The 21,585-nt window shown below is 53.7% G+C and carries 13 protein-coding genes; 12 read left to right on the top strand and 1 reads right to left on the bottom strand.

Going from position 1 to position 21,585, the window contains the following annotated elements:
• Window positions 1–18 precede the first annotated feature (18 nt).
• The 7 genes from Q0J85_RS11920 (at window position 19) to Q0J85_RS11890 (ending at window position 9,403) form a co-directional block, all read left to right on the top strand.
• The gene (locus Q0J85_RS11920; protein ID WP_294481906.1) at window positions 19–321 is read left to right on the top strand and encodes a hypothetical protein; all 303 of its coding nucleotides are present in this window, start codon (window positions 19–21) and stop codon (window positions 319–321) included.
• Between the two features lie 102 nt (window positions 322–423).
• A complete protein-coding gene (locus Q0J85_RS11915; protein WP_294481905.1) occupies window positions 424–798 on the top strand; it encodes a type II secretion system protein in 375 nt (124 codons plus the stop codon).
• Window positions 768–1,121, top strand: coding sequence for a hypothetical protein (locus Q0J85_RS11910; RefSeq protein ID WP_294481903.1), 354 nt, complete (start codon window positions 768–770; stop codon window positions 1,119–1,121). Before Q0J85_RS11915 ends, Q0J85_RS11910 begins: the two co-directional genes overlap by 31 nt.
• A 34-nt stretch (window positions 1,122–1,155) precedes the next feature.
• A complete protein-coding gene (locus tag Q0J85_RS11905; RefSeq protein ID WP_294481899.1) occupies window positions 1,156–5,058 on the top strand; it encodes a sugar-binding protein in 3,903 nt (1,300 codons plus the stop codon).
• A 251-nt stretch (window positions 5,059–5,309) separates the two neighbouring features.
• Window positions 5,310–6,314: a LacI family DNA-binding transcriptional regulator gene (locus Q0J85_RS11900; RefSeq protein WP_367274653.1), complete on the top strand. Its 1,005-nt coding sequence runs from the start codon at window positions 5,310–5,312 to the stop codon at window positions 6,312–6,314.
• Between the two features lie 98 nt (window positions 6,315–6,412).
• Window positions 6,413–7,096 (top strand): prepilin-type N-terminal cleavage/methylation domain-containing protein, encoded by a 684-nt coding sequence (locus tag Q0J85_RS11895; RefSeq protein ID WP_294481895.1) that lies wholly within the window; start codon window positions 6,413–6,415, stop codon window positions 7,094–7,096.
• Window positions 7,097–7,405: 309 nt separating this feature from the next.
• Window positions 7,406–9,403, top strand: coding sequence for a sugar-binding domain-containing protein (locus Q0J85_RS11890; RefSeq protein ID WP_294481891.1), 1,998 nt, complete (start codon window positions 7,406–7,408; stop codon window positions 9,401–9,403).
• Window positions 9,404–12,148: 2,745 nt separating this feature from the next.
• On the opposite strand, the gene Q0J85_RS11880 is transcribed toward Q0J85_RS11890, so the two are convergent.
• Window positions 12,149–14,872 (bottom strand): glycoside hydrolase family 38 C-terminal domain-containing protein, encoded by a 2,724-nt coding sequence (locus tag Q0J85_RS11880; protein WP_294481888.1) that lies wholly within the window; start codon window positions 14,870–14,872, stop codon window positions 12,149–12,151.
• Window positions 14,873–15,244: 372 nt separating this feature from the next.
• On the opposite strand from Q0J85_RS11880, the gene Q0J85_RS11875 reads away from it, so the two are divergent.
• From Q0J85_RS11875 to Q0J85_RS11855, 5 genes are all read left to right on the top strand, one after another.
• Window positions 15,245–15,676: a MarR family transcriptional regulator gene (locus tag Q0J85_RS11875; protein ID WP_294481883.1), complete on the top strand. Its 432-nt coding sequence runs from the start codon at window positions 15,245–15,247 to the stop codon at window positions 15,674–15,676.
• 119 nt (window positions 15,677–15,795) lie between these two features.
• Window positions 15,796–16,896: an efflux RND transporter periplasmic adaptor subunit gene (locus Q0J85_RS11870; RefSeq protein WP_294481880.1), complete on the top strand. Its 1,101-nt coding sequence runs from the start codon at window positions 15,796–15,798 to the stop codon at window positions 16,894–16,896.
• Window positions 16,897–16,921: 25 nt separating this feature from the next.
• The gene (locus tag Q0J85_RS11865; protein ID WP_294481878.1) at window positions 16,922–20,053 is read left to right on the top strand and encodes an efflux RND transporter permease subunit; all 3,132 of its coding nucleotides are present in this window, start codon (window positions 16,922–16,924) and stop codon (window positions 20,051–20,053) included.
• Between the two features lie 208 nt (window positions 20,054–20,261).
• Window positions 20,262–21,299 carry a GntR family transcriptional regulator gene (locus Q0J85_RS11860; RefSeq protein WP_294481874.1) on the top strand — a complete coding sequence of 346 codons (1,038 nt, stop codon included), beginning with the start codon at window positions 20,262–20,264 and terminating at the stop codon, window positions 21,297–21,299.
• 84 nt (window positions 21,300–21,383) lie between these two features.
• Window positions 21,384–21,585, top strand: a 202-nt coding sequence (locus tag Q0J85_RS11855; RefSeq protein ID WP_294481873.1) for a type II secretion system protein, incomplete at its 3' end; no start/stop codon positions are given.

Here is a 21,585-nt window from a genome sequence, read left to right as displayed (position 1 = left end):
AACAATACAGGTGAACAAATGAGTCATGAACAAAAGCACGCTGGCTGGGAAGCCGCTCAAACTCCGATTCCCCGGTTGAAAATCAGTACGGATCAGGGGGAACATTTTCTCATCCCATGGCACATGATCTCGTTAATCAGGGCAGACCTGTCGCTCAAAATGGTCGAACTGCACACCGTTTCCGGATTGCTTTTCTCCATTGTTTCCCGGGATTCATTACAAAGTTTGTTATCCCATCTGCAGGTCGAATGTGTCAGGGCTGTCTTTCCCGCTGATGGCATGAAAATTGAGTTAAAGGGGGTAGAGGAAGTGGATAGATAGAAGAGGGCAAATTGTACTGGCATGACTTTTTATTGCTCAAAATTCACTGAATAACATCGCAAATGTACGGCATAAATGTATATTTAACAAGTGATGTTAGTGGTGATTGCGATCATTGCGATTCTGGCGGGGATGCTGCTGCCGGCATTGAACAAGGCACGGGACAGGGCAAAGACGACCACCTGCACCAACAATTTCAAGACCATCGGTCTGGCCAGCGCGATGTATCAGGGGGATTCGAGCGGTTACTTTGCAACGGGGGGAGACTGCACGAACATGACCGAGAATCCGACCCGGGGGCGCTGGTTTCACAAGCTGGAGGCTTACACGAAAAACTATACGGTATTCAACTGTCCCAAGATTGTCGAAGTTGCGGTGGGCTGGGAAGTTGCCAATTTCAAGGGGGAAGGGGTTTCCGGCTGGGACGCCTCCTGGGGGCACGGTGCATGGCCGGAGCCGGTTGCGCAAGCGCTCTGAATGTTTCTCAATTCCGGGCGGAGAGAGCAATCAGAGAAGCGGAACTGCGTCGTCAGATCAATCAGGTCTGGCGCAATCCGAGGCCGACTCTCGCAACCATCGTTCAAGTGACCGACGGGACGCTGCTGGTCGACGACACCAAAATGAGTACCTCGTCATCCTACAAACAGGGGGTGTTTTACCCGGGTTACTACGTTCACGGCGAGCGGCGCAATGTTCTGTACGTCGACGGGCATGTGAAATCCGCAAGCGTCTCGGATTTTCTGGCCTGCGAGGGGGACAACGCCACCGGCGATCCTTACAAAGTGATTTATACGTTTTGAGATAACCAGAGAAAACCATCAGAAAGGGAAGCACATGAAATTCACCGGCTTACTCATGGTCTGCGGGATGGCGGGCTGCCTGCCTTTGATTTCCGCGGAACTGCTGCCGAACGGGACATTTGAACAGAGGTTTCGGGAGTGGCACTACCCCGACTACGCCGGCAAACCGGAACCGGGAGAGATCGTCTCCGATGTGGTGTACGGGGGAAAATTCGCCTATCGCATGGGTTTGAGCGGCGACAAGGACAATTTTCTCTATGTCAGTTTCAAGCCGGTCACCGGTCGGGATCATCAAATCACGCTGATGTGGAAAGCCGACGGACTGCCCCCCGATGATGCGGAGATACAGATTCTGCGCAACGGCGGCGGCAAGGTGATCGGCTGGGCGTCAAATCCCGCCGGCAGCGGGGTCAACCGCCTGGCGGTGACAGGCGGGACGCACGACTGGCGGCAGGTGCGATTCACCATTTCGGGCAAAGAGTTTCCGCCGGAGGTCACGGGGGCGCACTTCTACGTCAAACGCCGGAACAACGGAGTCGGCAATCTTTACATCGACGAAATTTCGATCCAGCCGGTCGACGACAAGGCGCCCGCCGCGGCCAAACTCGACCGGTGGGAGTATGAAAAGTGGCGAAACATCCCGGAACCGGGCGGAATCGACCGCGCCGTGACTCACGCCGGCGGCGGCTCATACTGCATGTTCGGGCCGGGGCAGCAGGGGGGCTCGATCTATCAGCGGATTCCATTCCGTCCGGGTGCGGGGCTGAACATCTCGTTTTATCTGAAAGCGGAACAAATTCCGGACAAGGATGCGACATTCATGATTCTCGTGAATCACAAGGACAAAAAGACGAGCTGGATCGCCATGCCTCCCGGCAGCGGCGTAAACGTCCTCGGTTCGGCGGGAGGGAGTTTCGACTGGCGGGAGTTCCGGATATCGCTTCCGGCGGAGGCGATTCCGGAGGACGCCTCCTCACTGCTGTTCTTCCTGAAACGGAAGCAGAACAGTTCCGGCAAACTCTACATCGACTCGTTCACGGCGACCCCGGCGGTGGAGAAGAAAGACGTTCCGGCTGCCAACCTCTGGCCCGGGGACGGGTCGTTTGAGGGGGGCAGTTCTTTTTTTCAGTTGCCGCCCGATGAGACGCGGTCGTTTCACGGGCGGCGCTCCATCAGAATGGCTCAGGAGCTGACCGGGCTGACCACCGGTTATCTTTTCCGGGTTCTGCGCCCGAACCGGACCTATACGGTCAGCGGTTACGCGACGGCCGACCGGCCGGGGAAACTGGTCGTCAAGGCAGATTCCCACAGGTACCAGGAGATCGGATCCGGCAGTGTCTCCCTGAAGCCGGGGGAATGGAAACGATTTTCGTTCCGATTGCAACCGCAGCATCTGGTCACGAGTTTCCGTCTCGGCTTCAACAAACCGGCGGGGACGACCATCTGGCTGGACGCTTTCCAGCTGGCGGAGGGGGACGCGGCCGGGCTCTACACCGCCGAGGCGCCGCTGACGCTCGGAACGGATCGGACCGGAGCACCCGGAGAAATCCTCTTCACCGGTCCGAAGCCGCTCGTTCAAACCGCCCGGCTGCGCAACAATACGGACGCCCCCGTTCCGGTGACGTTTACGGCAACGCTGGAGGGCTACGGAATTTCTCCCCGGAAGCTGCTCGCCGAAACACTCACCCTCGCGCCCGGGGAGACCGCCGTGCGTCCGCTGACCGTCCTCACGGAACGGGAAACCGGCTACTATGTGCTCCGGCTGCGGGCGGAATCGGCCGGCAGAAGTTACGGTGCGGACTTTCCGGTAGTCGTGACGGAGCCGCCGCCACCGCAGAGTGAACAGCCCTACTTCGGACTTCATCCGATGGGGCCGACCTCTCCGGAAATCCTGCGCCGGATCGGAGTCGGCGCAACCCGGCACATGCCCGGCTGGCGTTACATTCCCGAGAAAGAGGGGAAATACCGCTTCTCCGATCATGATATCCGCTATGCCCGGGCCGGGATGAAGCAGCTCAACAGCGTGAAAGTCGGTCTCGTCCCGAACAAATACCGCAAACCGGACAACGGGTTCGCCGATCCTGCCGACATGAATGAATTTCTGCGCCAGATGCTGGCGGCCTGGGGCGGAGCAATCCGCGACTGGGAAATCGAAAACGAGCCGGATCTGGTCTTTCCCGGTATATTCAAGAAAGGGCTTGAAGATGCGGCCGAAAATTATGCGGCCTGTGTAAACGCGGCGGCGCCGGTGATCAAAGGAGCCGATCCCGGTTTCCGGCTGCTCGGCTCGGGAGTTTCCGGAGTCGACTTCAACAGCGGCTTTCCATTCACCCGCAGAGTTCTGGAGAAAGCGGGCAACGTGATCGATATCGTTCCGGTACACCCTTACGCGAACGCCCGCTACGTCGGAGCCGACCGCAGCGATATCGGACCGGAAGCCAACGCAGTCTACCGCAAAACCCTCGAACTGCGGGAGCTGATCCGCGAAACCGGCGGCCGACAGCCGATCTGGTACGGCGAAATCGGCTGGGCACTCGATGTGGAGGAGGATTTTCTGAGCGAATCGGCGCTGCGTCATGCCGAATATCTGTCGCGTCTGATGCTGATCGGCAAGGCGGCGGGGGTTGAGCGCGTACTCTATTTTCTCGCGGATTTCTGCATCGAGAAGGAACGCTATTACTACGGACTCTGGCGCAACACGCTGCCGCTGCCGGCCGCGCTGGCGTATGCGGCAAGCGCCCAGTGGCTGGAGGGGGCGAAACCGGGAGAAATCATTTCGGATTCCGACATCCAGTGTTTCACCTATCTCGACCGGGAGAACCGGCCTTTCGCGGCGTTGTGGACCGCCGACGGGACGCCGACCAGAGCCCGGATTCCGCTGGATGCCGCCCGCGTGGAAGCGGCCGATTTCTTCAACCGTCCGGTGAAATTGAATACAGGCAGTCTGGAGCTGGCGCTCTCGGGCGCGCCGGTCTATCTGCGACTCCGGAGCGGAAACGCCGCCGAACTGGCGGAGGCTGTGCGGCAGGCAAAATATGATCTGCCCCCGGTGAGCGCGGGCTGGCGGATCCGGAACGGCTCAACCGTGGAAGTGACGCTGGTCAACCGGCGAACTGCGCCGCTGAGCGGAAAACTGACCATCTCCGGAGCGGCATTCGGCAATCCGGAGCGGACGATTTCACTGCAACCCGGCGAAGAAGTGAAAGAGATTTTCTCCGCGGCTGATTCGCTCGACAGCCGGGAGTTGACGCTGCGGGTCGAGAGCACCCTCGGAGAACTCGAGTCACGTTACCGGGCGGAATTTCTGCCCTGCCCGGCGACGGGACGGCCGGATTTCCGTTCGGCGAAACTGCCGGCGGCGGGGCGGCTGCCGACGATGGCGAGCCGAGACTTCCTGATCCCGAATGATCCGGAAAACGGTTATGAAGGCGCGGAAGATCTCTCCATCGAAAGCGCGATCGGACATGACGCGGAAAATCTCTATCTGGCGATCAACGTCCGGGACGACGTTCATGTGCAGCCGTTCACCGCCGGCAGACTCTGGGCGGCGGACTCGATTCAGCTTGCGATCGACACGCAGGCCGACGCCCTGCCGAACGCCTACGGGTTCGCGCCGGACGATTACGAGATGAGCTTCGGGCTGACAGCGAACGGGTCGGAAAAGGAGTTCGACAACATCTACGAACGCGGTCGTGCCGCCGCCTCGCTGGAGCAGATTGAGTGCAATGTGTTCCGTTCCGGCGACCTGACCTGCTACCGAATGGCGATTCCGTGGCGGGTGTTGAACATGAAGCCCGCGGCGGGAACGGTGTTCGGGCTGAATTTCATCGCCAACGACCATGACGGCCACGGGCGCAACTACTGGATGGGTCTGACTCCCGGAATCGGAGAGGCCAAAAATCCATACGTCTACCGGAAATTCATCCTCCGGCAGTGACGGCGGAACGCCCGATGATATCCCGCTGATGCCGCCCCGGTTTTCCACGCGGATTCCGGGGCGGCACTCTGCTGTCCCTCAACGGGAGATTGTTTAGGAATCGGTTTTCTAGATTTTTTAACAAAAAAACGGCTCGATTTCTGTATTATTGAGAAAAAATGGCTCTTTTTTTGTTTTACCGCTTGACTTTTTCACAAAAATCAGCCATAATTTATACAAGAAAACGGATTCCTAAACAAATCAGGACAAAAATGACCTTAAAAGAGATTGCGAAAGAGCTGAATGTTTCCCCCTCGACCGTGAGCCGGGTACTGAACGGATGCAACAAGAATTTCACCGTCAAACCGGAGGTGCGCGCCCGCATTCTTGAACATGTGGAAAAAAATGGTTATACACCGAACCGAATCTTCCGCTCGCTGCGGAGCAAGGAGAGCAATCTGATCTCCTTTCTCTTTTATAATCGCGATCTGCTGCGCTATCCGACCCCGGTTGCCGAAGCGGTCGATGCCATTTCGCGCGAACTGCCGAAACACAATTACACATTCAACTTCACACCATGTGAATCGGTCCGGAATATCTATTATCCGCTTCCGGAGTGGCGCGTTGCCGCCCTGGTTATCCCCGATGTAATCTACCCGCGGCAGCTCAAGGAGATCGAAGACGCCGGAATCCCCTATGTGGTACTCAACGGCGTCTGCGGGAAAACCGGCAGCGCAATTATGAGCGATGAAAATGCCAACATGCGCATGGTTATGGAACAGCTCTACTCCCTCGGCCATCGAAAAATCGGATATCTTGACGGATTTCAGCCGGGCAATCATCACCACAGTTTCAACGACCGCAAACGCAGTTACAACGACTTCTGCGATGAATACAATCTCGAGCCGCTTCAGAGCGAACCGTGGAAATACGAGCCGCTTGAGACCCAGTTCGACGAACTGCTCAAACGACAGATCACCGCGATTGTCTGTTACTGCGACGACATTGCCATGCAGGTGCTCTATTTCGCCTGGCGGCGCAGAATTCAAATTCCGAATCAGTTGAGCGTCATAACATTCAATGCAACGCCCTCGCAGCAGTACACCATTCCGCCGTTGGATGCCCTCGCGGTCCCGGGGACGGAGATGGGATTGGAAACCGTCCGGGTGCTGATTGAAAAACGAAAAAATCCAGACGATTATCGCGGCTATTCGATCCGGATTCCCGGTAAACTCATCCACCGCGAATCAGTAGCTCCCGCCCCCCTCGTGGGATGATTTTACAACTACAGGAACGCAGCAATGATGACTTTCATATCCATTTTATGTTCAGCCAATTTTCCCCGGAACAATCCATCTACCAACGGAGGAGACAAATGAATCAGAAACATTTTACATTGATTGAATTACTTGTTGTAATTGCGATCATCGCGATTCTGGCGGCCATGCTTCTGCCGGCACTGAATCAGGCGCGAAACAGAGCGAAATCGACTTCCTGCATCAACAACTTGAAACAGACCGGCCTGGTTTTCACATTTTACGCGAATGATTTCAATGACTCCGTGTTGACTCATAACTGGTCGGAGATGAAACACTGGGGAGTCTATTTTTATAATGCCGGTTATCTGGACGACTCTGTTGAAACCTACTACTGTCCGGCGACGATTCGCAAATCCAACCGTTCCGATAATGAAATGCGGGACTGGAATCTATATGGGATAAACTGGTTTGGAATATATAAAAATGAAAAAGGCGAAGACAAATGGGTCAAAAACCACTGGCAGGGATATGTCACACTGCATTTGAAACGAATCCCGTCGCCATCTGAATTCGTAGCGTTTGCCGATGACAAGCTACGCGACGACCCGGGGTATCAGAATATCTCCGTTCTCGAGGCACCCGAGGGCGGAACTAACCGCGGCTATCCTTGTGCAGCACATGGTGGGACTCACGTAAATACAGCGTTTGCGGATGGTCATGCCTCGGCTGTAGTCTGTGCTGAATTTCAAAATCTCTATTCGACCAAAGTGCGGATCGCTCAACCTGGTTTTGTCTGGTAAAATCTTGGTGACGAAATGATTAAAAAATATTACCATACCATTTTTCTTTTGTTTGTTTCGCTGCTGATTGATCTCCACGGAGGAAATCTGCTCGTCTACAAAACCCCCGGAGGAAACATCTGGCCTCATACCGGATGTGAAATAAAAACCAATTTCGACGGCTCACTGGATATCACGGTACCGGCAGGCGCGGCTTGTACCGGCAGTATCATCTTGAAACCGGAGTGGAAAGTGCTTCGGCTTAACATGGAGATGAAGGCAACAGACCTGGTTCCCGGAAAGGAGGGTTGGCAATGCGGACGCATCTCCATGGCATTTTACGACGCAAATAAGAAACAGGTCGGGGGCTGGCCTCCGATGTTTGAAACATTCGGCTCAACAGGGTGGATTCAGTGTGAGCGAATCTACACAATTCCGGCCGGTGCGGTACGTCTGGCGATCGATCCCTCCATGTACGGGAAGTCCGGAACGATCGCATTTCGGAATTTGACGGTAAAGGCTTACCGCAGCCGGGAAGAGTGCGATGCGGATTTCTCCGGTCCGGCTCTGCCGGATCATGCCCGACTCTGGAGCCTCGACGATGTCGAACGTCATACAAACGACTCACGCGACACGATCTGTCTGAACACAGTCTGGCAGTTTCTGCCTGTTAAGGAACTCGCTGCGGCAAAGCTGCCGGAAGAGGACGCGCCCGAATGGCGATACTTCAAAGTTCCGGGAATCTGGCCGGGGATCGCAGGCTGGAACGCACCGGACAGCATGCAACTGATCTTTCACGCTGACGGAACCCCGGACGAGACCATTGACGGAAAATCGATCAACCACGCCTGGTATCGTCGGACAATCGACGTTCCGACTTCATGGGCTGGACGAAAAATTGAGATCGATTTCGATTTCATTCAAACCTGCGCACAGATTTTCATCAACGGCCGAAAATGCGGAGATATCTATTATCCGGGCGGATCCGTCGATGTCTCCGCTGCGATCAAACCGGGCAAAACCAATGAAATCGCACTGCTGGTCTCCGCCAGAGTCGAGGAGGGAGAAAGCAGGATGTTCATGGCGCCGGGACGAATCATCACTTCAACGGGACAACTCTACTGCCGCGGCATCCCCGGAAATCTCTGGCTGACCGCCTCCTCTCCAACAGGAGCAAAACTCTCTGATACACATGTGATCACCTCCGTCTCGAAAGGAGAAATCACATTCGATACCGGATTCGCCACGCCCCTTCCGGCGCATCACCGCATTCAGGCAGAGATTTTCGATGGCGAGGAAAAAGTAAAGGTATTCCTTTCCCCCGAATTGAAAGCAGCTGAGGCCGGGGAACGGCAAAGTTTCTCCGCCACCTGGCGAGATGCTAAACTCTGGGATGTCGATACGCCCCGGAACCTTTACCGGGTGCGGTTATCGCTTCTCAATGCCGCCGGCAACATCGTTGATCAGATCGACGATACTTTCGGCTTCCGGGAATTCTCCATCCGCGGGCGCGATTTCTATTTGAACGGCAGAAAGATCCATCTGCGCTCCATGGTCGGAATGAACACCAAGCGCGGCGCGGACGAATCCACGGAAGAGATGTACCGCATCATGGCCGAACGAGCACGCGACTTCGGAATCAATCACCTGATCGGAACCAATTACAATTTTGCCCCGGGCTCGATCTCATTTCTCGAACTGTTTCACCGGGAAACCTCGAAGCAGGGGATTCTGACGACACTTTCGCTGCCGCATGTCATGCACTTCAAGTGGAAGCTCGATGAACCGGAATTCCGGGACGCTTATCGCCGGCAGGCGGAATACCTGATCCGCCGCTTCCAGAACGTGCCAGGGGTCGTACTTTATGTGGCCAACCACAACGCCACCGGATACTTCGGGGACCAGAATCCGCTCAAGATCGACGGCATCTACTCCCCGGACGGGGAAATGCGCAAACTGCAGCCCGGTCAGTATGAACGGCGGCGTCAGGCGCTCCTCTCGGCGGAGATCATTCACTCTCTTGATCCGACCCGTCCGCTCTACCATCACGAGAGCGGAAATCTGAGCGACCTCTACTCGATCAACTGCTATCTGAACTGGGCTCCACGCCAGGAACGCAGCGACTGGTTCGCCCACTGGAGCGAAACCGGAAAAAACCGCTCTTCCTGCTTGAATGGGGTATGCCGCACGTCTGTTCGTGGTCGAGTTATCGCGGCCCGGCGTTCATCTGGGCTTCCGAAGGATTGCAGTGTCTCTGGTTCAATGAATACAACGCGGCGATCCTCGGAGAAGAAGCATACCGATTCGACTGGCAGAAAGCCAACATGATGCGCCATCAGGAAAAAGTCATCACCGGCAACAAACCGGTTCATTTCTCGACGTTGAACTGGTTCGGGAAAGAACCCGACACCCAGAAGGTCTGGTCTTATTTCATCCTTGACAATTTCCGTTCCATGCGGGCGCACGGAGTCTCGGGGCTGCTGCCGTGGGACCAGGATGCGTTCTGGATTCAACGCGGTGCGGGAACCTCCGCCGACAATCCGAGGAGGTTTGAAAACATCAAGCGTTCCGGGGTGGTTCCCGACCGGTTCGGCGTCCGGCCCGAATACTTCAACAACCGTTCCAATTCCGTCGAATTGCTGCCGCTCGGAAAACTCTGCCGGGAACTCTTTCAACCGGAAACCGGCTGGATCGGCGGACAGGTGGACAAGTTCACCGAAAAGAGCCACAATTTTCATCCCGGCGAACAGGTGGAAAAATCACTGATTCTGGTCAATGACGCCAGACAGGTTCGCAACGTCAACTGGCTCTGGCGCGTCGACGCCCTGAATCTCAAACACTCCGGGAGTGCGGAGGTCGCACCGGGGGAGACGCTTCGCATTCCCGTGAAATTCACCATTCCGGAAAGCTGCCGGGAAAAATCTCTGGAGTTGACCGCGGAAATGGCTTTCCCCTCCCAAACGGTCCACGACAGCATCACGTTGCAACTCCTTCCCGCGCCCTCTTTGCATCTGCAGAGCAAAGTTGCACTTTTCGATCCCGAGGGGAGCGCCGCCCCCCTGCTCGAAAAACTTGGAGTAAAAGCCACCAGGATGAAATCCGGCGAACCGCTGCCGTCCGGAACCGGGATTCTCGTGATTGGGAGAAACGCATTGTCGAAACTCCGGATTGATCTGAGCAGCTCACTACAACACGGCCTGCGTCTTCTGATCCTCGAACAACCGCTGACGGAATGCAATAAGCTCGGCTTGCGCGGTAACGAACAGCTGTTCAGAGAAGTGTTCCCGATCGCGGGAGGAATCTCCGAAACGCTCGTACACGACTGGAGGGGCGAATCAACTTTGCTGCCGGCTTACCTGACAGTACCGACGCTGGAAACCAAAGATCCTCTCTGGAGTTGGAACGGCTTCGCAAACTTCCGGGTCTGGCGGGCAGGAAACCGTGGTGCGGTCGTGAGTGTGCCGCTGGAAAAACCTTGCATCGGAGATTGGATGCCACTGCTGCAATCAGGTTTTGATCTGCAATACGCTCCAGTCCTTGAGTTTCGGGAAGACAAAGCCCGAATTATATTCTCGCAACTCGATCTTTCCGGTCGTACCGAACCGGAACCCGAAGCGGAACAGCTGTTGCAAAAACTGCTCGAGCGACTTGATACCCCCGTCACAAAACAAACCGGGAAACCGAAACTCTTTGTCCAGGGAGGGCCGGAACTGCACAAGCTGCTGAACATGTTGAAAATCACCGTTTCTACCGGGGAAGCGGCTTCCGGCGAATTGCTGGTTATCGACAATTCAGCGGAAATGGACTCCGTTGCCGCCTATGCGGAAGCGGGAGGCACTGTACTCGCATTCGGATTGAAGAAAGAAAGCATCGACTCCCTGACCGGCGGAAAACTTGCGGTGAAAACAGAAAAAGGGTATGCTGATTTCGCCCCCGGACTCAATCTCTCTCCTGAATTTGCCGGTATCTCAAATGCCGATCTGCATTTTCGCAGGGAGCTGGAATTGGCATTTTTCCCCGCAGCTTCCTCCGGCGGGAAAACTCTTGCCGTGTATCCTCTCGGAAAAGGGAAAATCGTATTCTGTCAGGTGACCCCCGATCTCTTCCCGGAATCGGAGTTTATGTACCGGACAACCCGGCGGCGGGCATTCTTCCTCGCCTCGCGGCTGCTGCACAATCTGGGAGCGCAATCCACCAGTGGATTACTGGAGAAATTCCGTGGAAAAACCAACCATCAGGAGGGGGTCATTGATCTCTCTTCCGGCTGGCTCGGGAAAGCCGACCCGAAACAGATCGGTCGACGGGAGAACTGGCAGAGTCCAGACTACAAACCCGGGCCGGAATGGCGGGGAATTGAAGTTCCCGGCATGTTCGATCTCCAATTTGAAGATCTTCACGGGTACGATGGTCATTTCTGGTACCGGAAAACTTTCGATCTTGAAAGTGAACTTCCAGCCAATACCGAATGCAAACTCTACTTCGGCGGTATCGACGATGAATCATGGATCTGGCTCAACGGTGAATTTCTAGGAGAAGTAACCATGAAATCCAATCCGAACGATTTCTGGGCCGCAGACCGGATCTATACACTCAAAACCGACAAAATCAAGCCGAAAGGGAATCTCCTCGTCGTACTGGTCAACGACCGCCAGCAGAACGGGGGAATCCTCGGCAAGCCGAACCTGAACTGTTTGCCCGCCTACAGGCTTTACGTGGATCAGCCAATCGCAGAGGACGATCCCTACCGCTATTATCGTTGGTAAGCCAACAGATTGTCGGCTGGAGATGACGCAGGAAAAGTAAGGAGGACAGGAGAGAGATTCGGACGTCTGCTCGTTCGTGGCAGATCGTACTGCAAAACAGATCCCATGGATCGTCTCCCCCGGGGGGGAGAGAGACGACCCAGGGATCTCCTTTTTTCTTCCGAGCCGCAGGTGTTGATTTCATTATCAGGACAACGGATGCGGAACGATGGTCCAGGGACAGAAACAAACCGAAAAAAATCAGAAAGAGACTCGCCCGAACAGGTTCATCCCATCCCGGGCGATGGAGTGGAGGGGGCGATTCGACCGTTCACGCTTTCGTCAGTTGCAATGTGAGAATCGATGCCGCCGGGAGAATCACCGGAGAGGACTCGAGGAACTCCTCCCCGCTGTCCAGCGGCGTCTCATCCAGCCGGACCGCACGGGCTCGAAAACCGGACGGCAGATGCAGATTCACACCGGTTTCATGCCGCTCCGGATTGTAAATCCGCAGAATATCCCCATTGCCGTCCTCCGCTTTCTTCAGAGCGGAAAATACGGCGTCCCCGCTCAGCGAGAGACCGCTTTCCCCCTCCCCCGCCAAATTCTGTTTTTCCAGCGGCAGATCGCGGAAGAACAGTTCCCGCACCGCACTGCACTGATCGCACGGACGACCGCCGGTCAACTTGTGCGGATCGACCGAATCAAACGCCGCAAGAAGCGGAGCGAGAAACATCTGATGTTCTCTTTCCAACTCCGCCAGCGCCGCACGACCGGGACGGATCGCAAAGCGGAACTCATGCGTCCCGATCAACTTCCCCTCCGGGACACACCACTCCGCGCCGGAACGGATGAGGCAACCGGCATCGTCATAATAAACCGCATTGATGTTGCCGGTCGAACGCAGCAGCGTCAGCGCGATTCTCCCATCGTCGAGATGTTCATACTCATGCAGCCCCTCATTCAAGATCGTGAACTGCCGATTTCCATCCCGAATCGAAATCACGCCGGAATTCGGCTGATCGGCATTGTGCCGTTCCGGGTCGCGAAGCACCTCCGCCCGCGTTCGCTCCTCGAATCCGAACGGAACCGACGCCCAACTCTCCGACACCGCAATCCCCGGATTGAACACCGCGCGCAGCCGGTGCGAACCGGCATGATTTTCGATCCGCACTCCAACCGCGACGGATCGGGAAAACTCATCCAGAGTATACTCCAGTGTCAGCCGGTTTAACACGAACTCGTCCGCGGGACGACGCCGTTCAAAATCATAGTCGCGCGGCAGATCGTACCCGTATTCCACCCGGATTCCCCGGCGTTCCCCCCGTACAAAACTCTCGACGTGAATGTGCGAAGCGGCGCGCCCCACATCCGGAACCCGGTCTCCGTCTGCCGGCTGGAAGTTGTAGGAGTGTCCGGCGTCGCCCTCCTCGAGGAATGTGATGAGATCAGGGAACAATTCGCCGCTGACTTTATCCCGCATTTCAACCCGGCCGCGGTCGTCGACGGAAAAACGGACGAAAGCGTTCTCCAGTACCGTCTCCCCGGCATTCCCGCCGCCGGCAACTTCCAGCGGCGTGCCTCCCTGCCCCGGGATGACCCGGAATACCCGGAATCCGCAGGCTGGAACCGCTTCCGCCGCGACATCGAGCTCCACCCGCAGCGACGGGATCTTCCCGGGAAGATTGATTGCGGAATAATTGGTCTGAAAACGCCGTTCCACCGAACGAATCGCAAAGCGGATCTCCTTTCCGGCCGGATCGACAATCCGGATGGATTCCGGCCGTTCCGCGAGCGGCAGAAAAAGTTCCGCCTCGACCGTTTCAGAACGGGGAAACGGCAGCGGATTGAACACGGCGAGCAGATATTCCGCCGAATCAAGCCCCCTCCGGTCAAGCCGTGCCCAGAAATGGCGAAAGCCGCGCGCAATCAGGTCTCCGCAGAGATCCCTGATCCGGGCAAAGCGGTTCAGATTGTCCTGATGAACGCGGTCGGTGCTGCAGCCGCAGATCGAATCGTGCGGCTGGTTGCGCAGCAGCGATTTCCAGAGGTAACGGAAATAATCACGGTCGAAGAGCGCATCGCCGCTCAGATGTTCCAGCAGAACGTACAACGGTTCAAGCTGCAGTTCGATCATCGCCTCGCACCGGGTATTCTCCCGTTTCAACGGAAGCCGCGCGGACAATGTCCCCTGCAGAATGTTGCCGGAGGGACCGCGCCGCAATTCCCCGGTTACCCGGGAAAGTGCAATGTGATGTTCTTTCACAAAATGCCGCACCGCCGCAAGATAATCGCCGAGAGTTGACTGCCGGATGACATCCGGCGCGATCCGCCGGTTCAACTCCCGCAGTATCGGCAGAAGATCCTCCTGCGCCTCAAGGTGATCGACCCCGTTCATCAGCAGCCGGTGCGGCGTGACCGCCTCGGACTCCTGCGCGGCTTCGACCTCCCGGAAGAAGAGCAGCGCCAGCTCCGGATCCGCCGGAAAACGCTGCGCGTTGTTGTACCACCGGCTCATGAACGATGCCAGCACTCCGGAGCCATCCGGAGAGTACCATTCAAATTCATTCGGCGGCGTCTCACCCGAGAGCCGGTATCCACGCCCGAAGATGCAGCTGTCCACGCCGAATCCCCGGAAAATCTGCGGCAGCTGCCCGATCAGTCCGAATTGATCCGGCGTATAACCGCACCGGGAACTTCCTCCGAATTCATCCGCCAGAGCAATGCCGACAAGCAAATTCCGAACGGTGGCCTCTCCACCGGTCAGAAAAAAGTCGTTCTGGACATACCAGGGCCCCACGATCAGTCTGCCGCGGCGGACGTAATCCATCAGGTCGGCCCGGCGCTCCGGGCGCACTTCCAGATAATCTTCCAGGCAAACAGTCTGCGCATCAAGCTCAAACACAAATTCCGGTTCGGTACGATAGATCTCCAGAAGATGATCGAGCAAATCCACCAGACGATGGCGGAATACCTCGAACGGCTGATACCACTCCCGATCCCAATGCGTATGCGAAACCACATGAAACTGCCTGATTCCGGAAAATCCATCCATAATCCCACTCCCGATGCTCTCCCCGTCAACACCTCGTCACTCCGGCCCGGCGGCCGCCACGCTTTTCCCTGACGGATGACATTGACGGCCTGTTTGATGCAACACTCTGCCGTTCACTGTAAGATAGCATGGAGAATGCTGTTTGCAAATCAAAATGCGGGACTCCCGAAACAGAAAATTACGGATGGAGGGTTTCGCGTCGGCATCGGCGTCGGGAGTCTCCGCCCGAGCCGGGAGACTCTCCCCCGGCATGCCGCAACCGACCTGATAAATTGTTAAAAAAGTTATGATTTTTCGGAAAACCTGATTGACAAGAGAAAGGAATCGGCGTATATTATAGTTCGGAATCTAACATTTTAAGGACTGGGAAGTATGAGCCAGGCTGACAGACTGCTGATCGGAGTCATCAACAAGCTCTCGAAGAAGATACGACGTTACTGCGACCGCAATGCGTCTGAGATGGGTCTGACCGGAACGCAGGGGCGGGTACTCTGCTACATTTTCATCACATCGCAGTGGCAGGATATCTACCAGCGGGACATCGAAGATGTTTTTGAAATCCGCCGTTCGACGGCGACCGGGATTCTGCAGTTGCTTGAACGGGATGGTTATATCGAACGTGTCAGCGTGCCGACTGACGCGCGACTCAAGAAAATTGTTTTGACAGACAAGGCAAAGGAGCTTCAAACCCTGGTTATCCACGAAACCGAGCGGGCTGAACAAATGTTGAAAACAGGTCTGAGCGAAGATGAGGTGAACGCCTACATCCGCCTGACGGACAGAATCTGCAACAATATCGCATAATACATCGACATAACGCAAACTCATGGAGGAGATGAAAACAACAGGAGTTTTTTATATTCAGACATATTGTTAGGTTTCTAGCATTTTAAAATGAAATTAAGATACGGAGTTGAAAACAAATGAAGCGTTTCGGAACAATCATGATGGCGGCGCTCCTGTCGATGGGGGCGATCCGGCTCGCGGCAGCAGCGCCGGAATCCCAGGCCCCGTCGGTGCGGGTGGAGGAAGTGAGCACACTCGACCGCGGCGAACCGAAAACCTACGTCGGCACGATCGGCGCCTCGGATACGGTGGACATCGTCGCGCGCGTATCAGGTACGCTTGAGCAGCGGCCGTTCAAGGAAGGCAGCATGGTCAAAAAGGGCGATCTGCTTTACGAAATCGAAGACACCATCTACGACGCGAACGTCCACTCCGCGAAGTCGGTGCTCTCGCAGATGGAGGCGGAGTACATTTTTGCGAAAGAGGAGTTCGACCGTTACAAGAAACTGATCGAGACCCAGGCGACCGCCAAAACCACTTACGACAGTTCGCTGCGCACTCTGAAGTATTACGAGGCGAAAATCGAAGAGGCGAAAGCCGCACTGATTCTTGCGGAAAACGATCTCTCCTATACGAAGATCTACGCCCCGCTCGCCGGGAAAATCGGTGCGAACATCTACAGCGAGGGAAACTACATCACCCCGGAAAAAGGAACGCTGACGACGATCGTCTGCTACGACCCGATCAAGATCAAATTTCCGATGAGTGAGGCGGATTTCTTCCGTCATTTCAACCGGGACGGCGAAAACAAGTCCGAGCTTGAAATCTTCCGCGCCGACGGCCAGAAATTCAACCAGCAGGCGAAACTCGACTTCGTCGACAACCGGGTCGATTCCGACACCGGCACGCTGATGCTGCAGTTTGAGGCGCCGAATCCGGATTTTGACCTGATTCCCGGCGGATACGTCACCGTGAAATTGACCGAAAAGTTCGACAAACCGCTTCCGTCCGTCAACGTCGCCGCGCTGATGACCGACGGCAAAGACCATTTCGTCTACGTGGTCGACAAGGACAACAAGGTTGAAAAACGCAAGATCGTCACCGGCAAGCAGGTCTACGACCGGCAGACAGTGCTCTCCGGCCTCACGGCAGGCGAGAAAGTCATCGTCGGCGGACTTCACAAAGCCGTTCCCGGCGGGACGGTGAATCCGGTGGAAAAGATGGAAACAGCCAAGTAAATGACGAGCGGAAAGAGAGAGTATCATGTTTGCTGCTTTTTTTATTAAACGACCTAAATTTGCAATTGTCATTTCGCTATTCTTTGTTCTTGCTGGTCTTGTCTGCATGTTCAAGCTTCCTGTTGCTGAATATCCGGAGATATCACCTCCGACAATTGTTGTTATCGCTTCTTATCCAGGAGCTAGCGCTCAGGTTATTGCAGATACAGTTGCTGCCCCTATTGAATCGGAAGTTAATGGGGTTGAAGATATGGTCTACTATTCATCGACCTCAGATAATTCCGGCAACTATACGTTGACATTGACTTTCAAGTCTGGAGCAGATGACGATATGGCCTATGTCAATGTTAACAATGCCGTCAAGCGAGCAGAGCATTCGTTGCCAACGGAAGTGGTTGATAATGGAGTGACTGTTTATAAGCGGTCAAGCGATATTCTTGCGATGGTTGCTATTACCAGTTCAAATCCAGAGCACACGCCGCTTTATATCAGCAATTATGCAAGTATTCATTTAAAAGACGCAATTGCTAGAATTGATGGCGTAGGACAAGCAATTGTATTTACTGACATGACGTACAGTATGCGTATTTGGCTTGATCCTTATAAAATGCGTGCGCTAGGAATCACAAACAACGACATTTCAAACGCGGTGGCCAGTCAAAATATTCAAGCAGCAACGGGCTCTGTTGGAACTGAATTTGCCAGTAATTATATGCAATTTAAAATTGATACCAAAGGCCGTTTGCAGGAACCGGAAGAGTTTGAAAACATTATCATTAAAGCTGGTGATGATGGGCGAGTTGTTCGACTTCGGGATGTCGCTCGAGTCGAGTTAGGTTCTGAAAATTATACAGGAACAGGTTATTATGATGAGGAACCAACAGTTCCATTAGCAATTTTTAAACTTAGTGATTCAAATGCTCTTGAAGTTCTTTCCAATGTCAAGAAAGAACTCACAAATCTTGAAAAGAATTTTCCGGAAGGAATGAGCTGGACACTTGGATATGATTCAACCAATTTTGTACGAGTTACGATGGAAGAAATTGTTATAACGTTAGTTATGACTTTTGTTCTTGTAGTTGCAATTACTTGGTTGTTTTTACAAGATTGGCGTGCGACACTTGTTCCCATGGTCGCAATTCCCGTTTCGTTAATTGGAACATTTATTTTTTTGTATGCGCTGGGTATAAGCATAAATACTCTATCAATGTTTGCTCTGATTCTCGTAATTGGTTCAGTGGTGGACGATGCCATTTGTGTGACTGAAAGTTGTGTACGAATTATTCAAGAAGAACACCTTTCGCCTTTTGATGCTGCGATGAAAACAATGGAGCAGCTTACTGGAGCTTTGATTGCAACTACGCTTGTTGTTGTAGCAGTTTATGCTCCGATTGCATTCTATGGCGGGATGGTTGGAGAAATTTATCTGCAATTTTCCGTTACCATGTGTATTGCATTAATTATTTCAACAATCAATGCCCTTACTCTATCTCCAGCGCTTTGCGCGATTGTTTTACGACCGCAGAGTGAACCTCGTGGGCTTTACCGTTGGTTTAATATTGGATTGAATTGGACTCGGAATGGTTATCTCGGATTTGCGAGACTGCTTGTGCGAAGAGGTGTGTTGACCATCATTATTTTTGCTGCGATTCTGTCAGGAAATTATTTCCTTTATAATGAACTCCCTGGTGCATTTTTACCCGATGAAGACAAAGGTGCCCTCTTTTGCGAAACTATTTTGCCGGCCGGAGCGTCATTATCACGAACAGAAGTAGCTCTCAAAGAGGTGTCTGAAATTGCTCGTCAGTTACCAGGAGTTGAACATGTGCTTACTGTTCCTGGCCGGAGCATGACTTCTGGTCAGGGGGAAAATCTCGGTATGGCAATTGTCACATTGAAAGACTGGGGAGAACGCAAAACTCCTGAAACACAACTAAAAGCGATCCAAGGAGAGCTGACGCAACGTTGTGCAGCATTGTCTGATGCGCAGGTGACAGTTTTTGCTCCTCCGGCAATCAATGGACTTGGAGCAACAGGAGGTGTTACATTTGCATTTCAAGCTACCGGAGATCAAACCTCACAAGAATTGTCACAAGCAACACAAAATCTGCTTGGTAAAATCATGGAGACTGGCAAAGCAATTTACGCTTTTACCTCATTTGACGCTAATACACCGATGCTCTATCTTGACATTGATCGTGACAAGGCTGAAGCGATGCACGTCCCGATTAGCTCGATTTTTTCCACGTTGCAAAGCCAGCTTGGTTCTGTTTACATTAACGACTTCAACAAATATGGGAAGACCTATAAGGTTAAAATGCAGTCGTCTGGAGATTTTCGCCGGAATTTGAATATAGTGAGTCAACTTTATGTGCCAAGTGCTACAGGTGCGCTTGTCCCTCTTGACACGCTTGCAACAATCAAGTGGACGCTGGGCCCCCGCCAAACGGAACGTTTCAACATGTTTCCTGCTGCGAATGTAAATACTCAAGGAAAGCAATTTGTCAGTTCAGGAGAACTCATGGATATTGTTCAAGACATTGTTGATTCAGAATTTTCGAATGATTACCAACTCAGTTGGACAGACATGAGTTATCAAGAAAGCCAAAATGAAGGAATGATTGTTTATCTGCTGATTCTTGCACTTACATTCGCTTATTTATTCTTGGTCGCTCAGTATGAAAGTTGGACGATGCCGATTTCTGTAATTTTATCGGTTGGAACAGCCACACTTGGCGGATTATTCGCGTTACTGTTTTACAGCATGGACTTAAATATTTACTGTCAGCTTGGGCTGCTGATGCTGGTTGGCTTGACAGCCAAAAGTGCAATCTTAATGGCAGAATATTCGAAGCAAGAGCGTGATGCGGGAAAATCCATTGTTGATGCCGCTTTGAATGGAATGCGTTTGAGGTTTCGTTCTGTGATGATGACTGCATTATCGTTTGTGATAGGAGTATTTCCGATGGTATTTGCTTCTGGGGCTGGAGCAGGAAGCCGGCAATCTATTGGGATTACGACTTTTTGGGGGATGCTGGTTGCATCTATTATTGGAATGATGTTTATTCCGTGTCTTTACGCAGCATTTCAGCGTATGGCGGAATTTACTGTACGGCTTTTCGGCAAGATGCCGAAAGAGGAGCTCAAACAGCCCTGACAATTACGCACCACCGGGGCGGGAGAATTCACTTCTCCCGCCTTTTTTTATTTGTAAGCGGACAACGAGGTCCCGATTCTCCGGATTTGTTTATTTTTCATTTTTCTTTGGCTGCATCTCTTGACATTTTCTTTTTCTCTGGTATAATCATAGGTGTAAACAAAGCGCAAACATCATTATCATAATTACAATTCCATAAATAGAAAACATGATCAGTCCAAAGGGGAAAATCATCAAGCGCCAGCCGATTGCCGAATATGTGCAGATTCGGAAATACGTGGTCGACACGGTATGGAATTCCGGCACGTCGCCGCAGCGGATCGCCTCAGTGCGGGAACTTGCGGCGATGTTCAACGTGAGTACGATGACGATTCAAAGAGCGTTGAAGAAGCTGACGGACGATGGATTCCTGATCGCCCGGCCGGGCATCGGGCTCTTCACGAATCCGGAACATCGCTGGAAATACGGAAACATCAACGTAATCGGAGTTCTGGTTGCGGACGGGAAACAGATTTACTTTGAAAAATACCTGTGGGAACTGCTCTCCACTGTGGGGAAAGAAATCACCGAAAGTCGAAAACTGCTCTATCAGGTCAATTTTCTTTCAGAAAGCAACGATCTGGAGGAGTGCGTTGCCGGAATTCCGATGAAAGGGCTGATCTGGCTTGATCCGGAATTTGAACCGTCCGTCGCCGTGGAGGAGTTCGTCAACTCTCTGACGATTCCGGTGGTCGTGGTCAACGGGCATCGGCCCGGACGCTCCTGCGTCTGCAACGACTGGGAACTCGAAGGCTACGAAATCGGCCGGAGGTTGCTCGCGGAAGGACGGCGACGTCCGCTGCTCGCGGCGAAACACGATCACATGCCGCAACTCGACGGATTGCGCCGCGCGTTTCGGGAGGCTGGAGTTTCGCTTGATACGGATGAGATGCTGATTCTGCGCGGACTGGAAATGGAGAACAACCTGAACCGGCTGCTCGATCGCATCGGGACGCCGGAGGCGATTTACGCGATCGGCGGCACGATCCGTGACATTAAGGCGACTCTTCTGGAGCGCAAGCTTGATCTGGAGAAATGCCGTCTGATCGGCGAACCGGTGGTTCTGGAATCGTATTTCCGCGGCTGGCGGATCGAACACAATTTCGCATCCCTGGCCAGGGCCGCATGCCGTCAACTCTTTGCAGAGATCGATGGAGGACCGCTGCAGAATCATGAAATCCCCCGCAAAATCAGTGAAGTTTCCTGAAGATACCCCCACTTTGATTTCCATAACAACCACTCAATGAAAGGAACGCGAACCATGAACAACCGGAAAGAAAGGTGTTTTGCGATGCGAAAATCATTTACGTTGATTGAACTTCTTGTCGTGATTGCAATCATTGCGATTCTGGCGGGAATGCTGCTGCCCGCGCTGAACCAGGCGCGCGAACGGGCGCGTAACACGAACTGCAAGAGCAACCTGAAGCAGTGGGGACAGGCCGGAATGCTTTACGCTTCGGACTACGATGATTTTGTCGTCCCGTCGATTGCCC

The organism is uncultured Victivallis sp., assembly GCA_944389935.1.
Lineage (GTDB): Bacteria > Verrucomicrobiota > Lentisphaeria > Victivallales > Victivallaceae > Victivallis.
The sequence above is the reverse complement of the archived record's forward strand: the minus strand, read 5'-3'. Positions and strand labels throughout refer to the sequence as shown.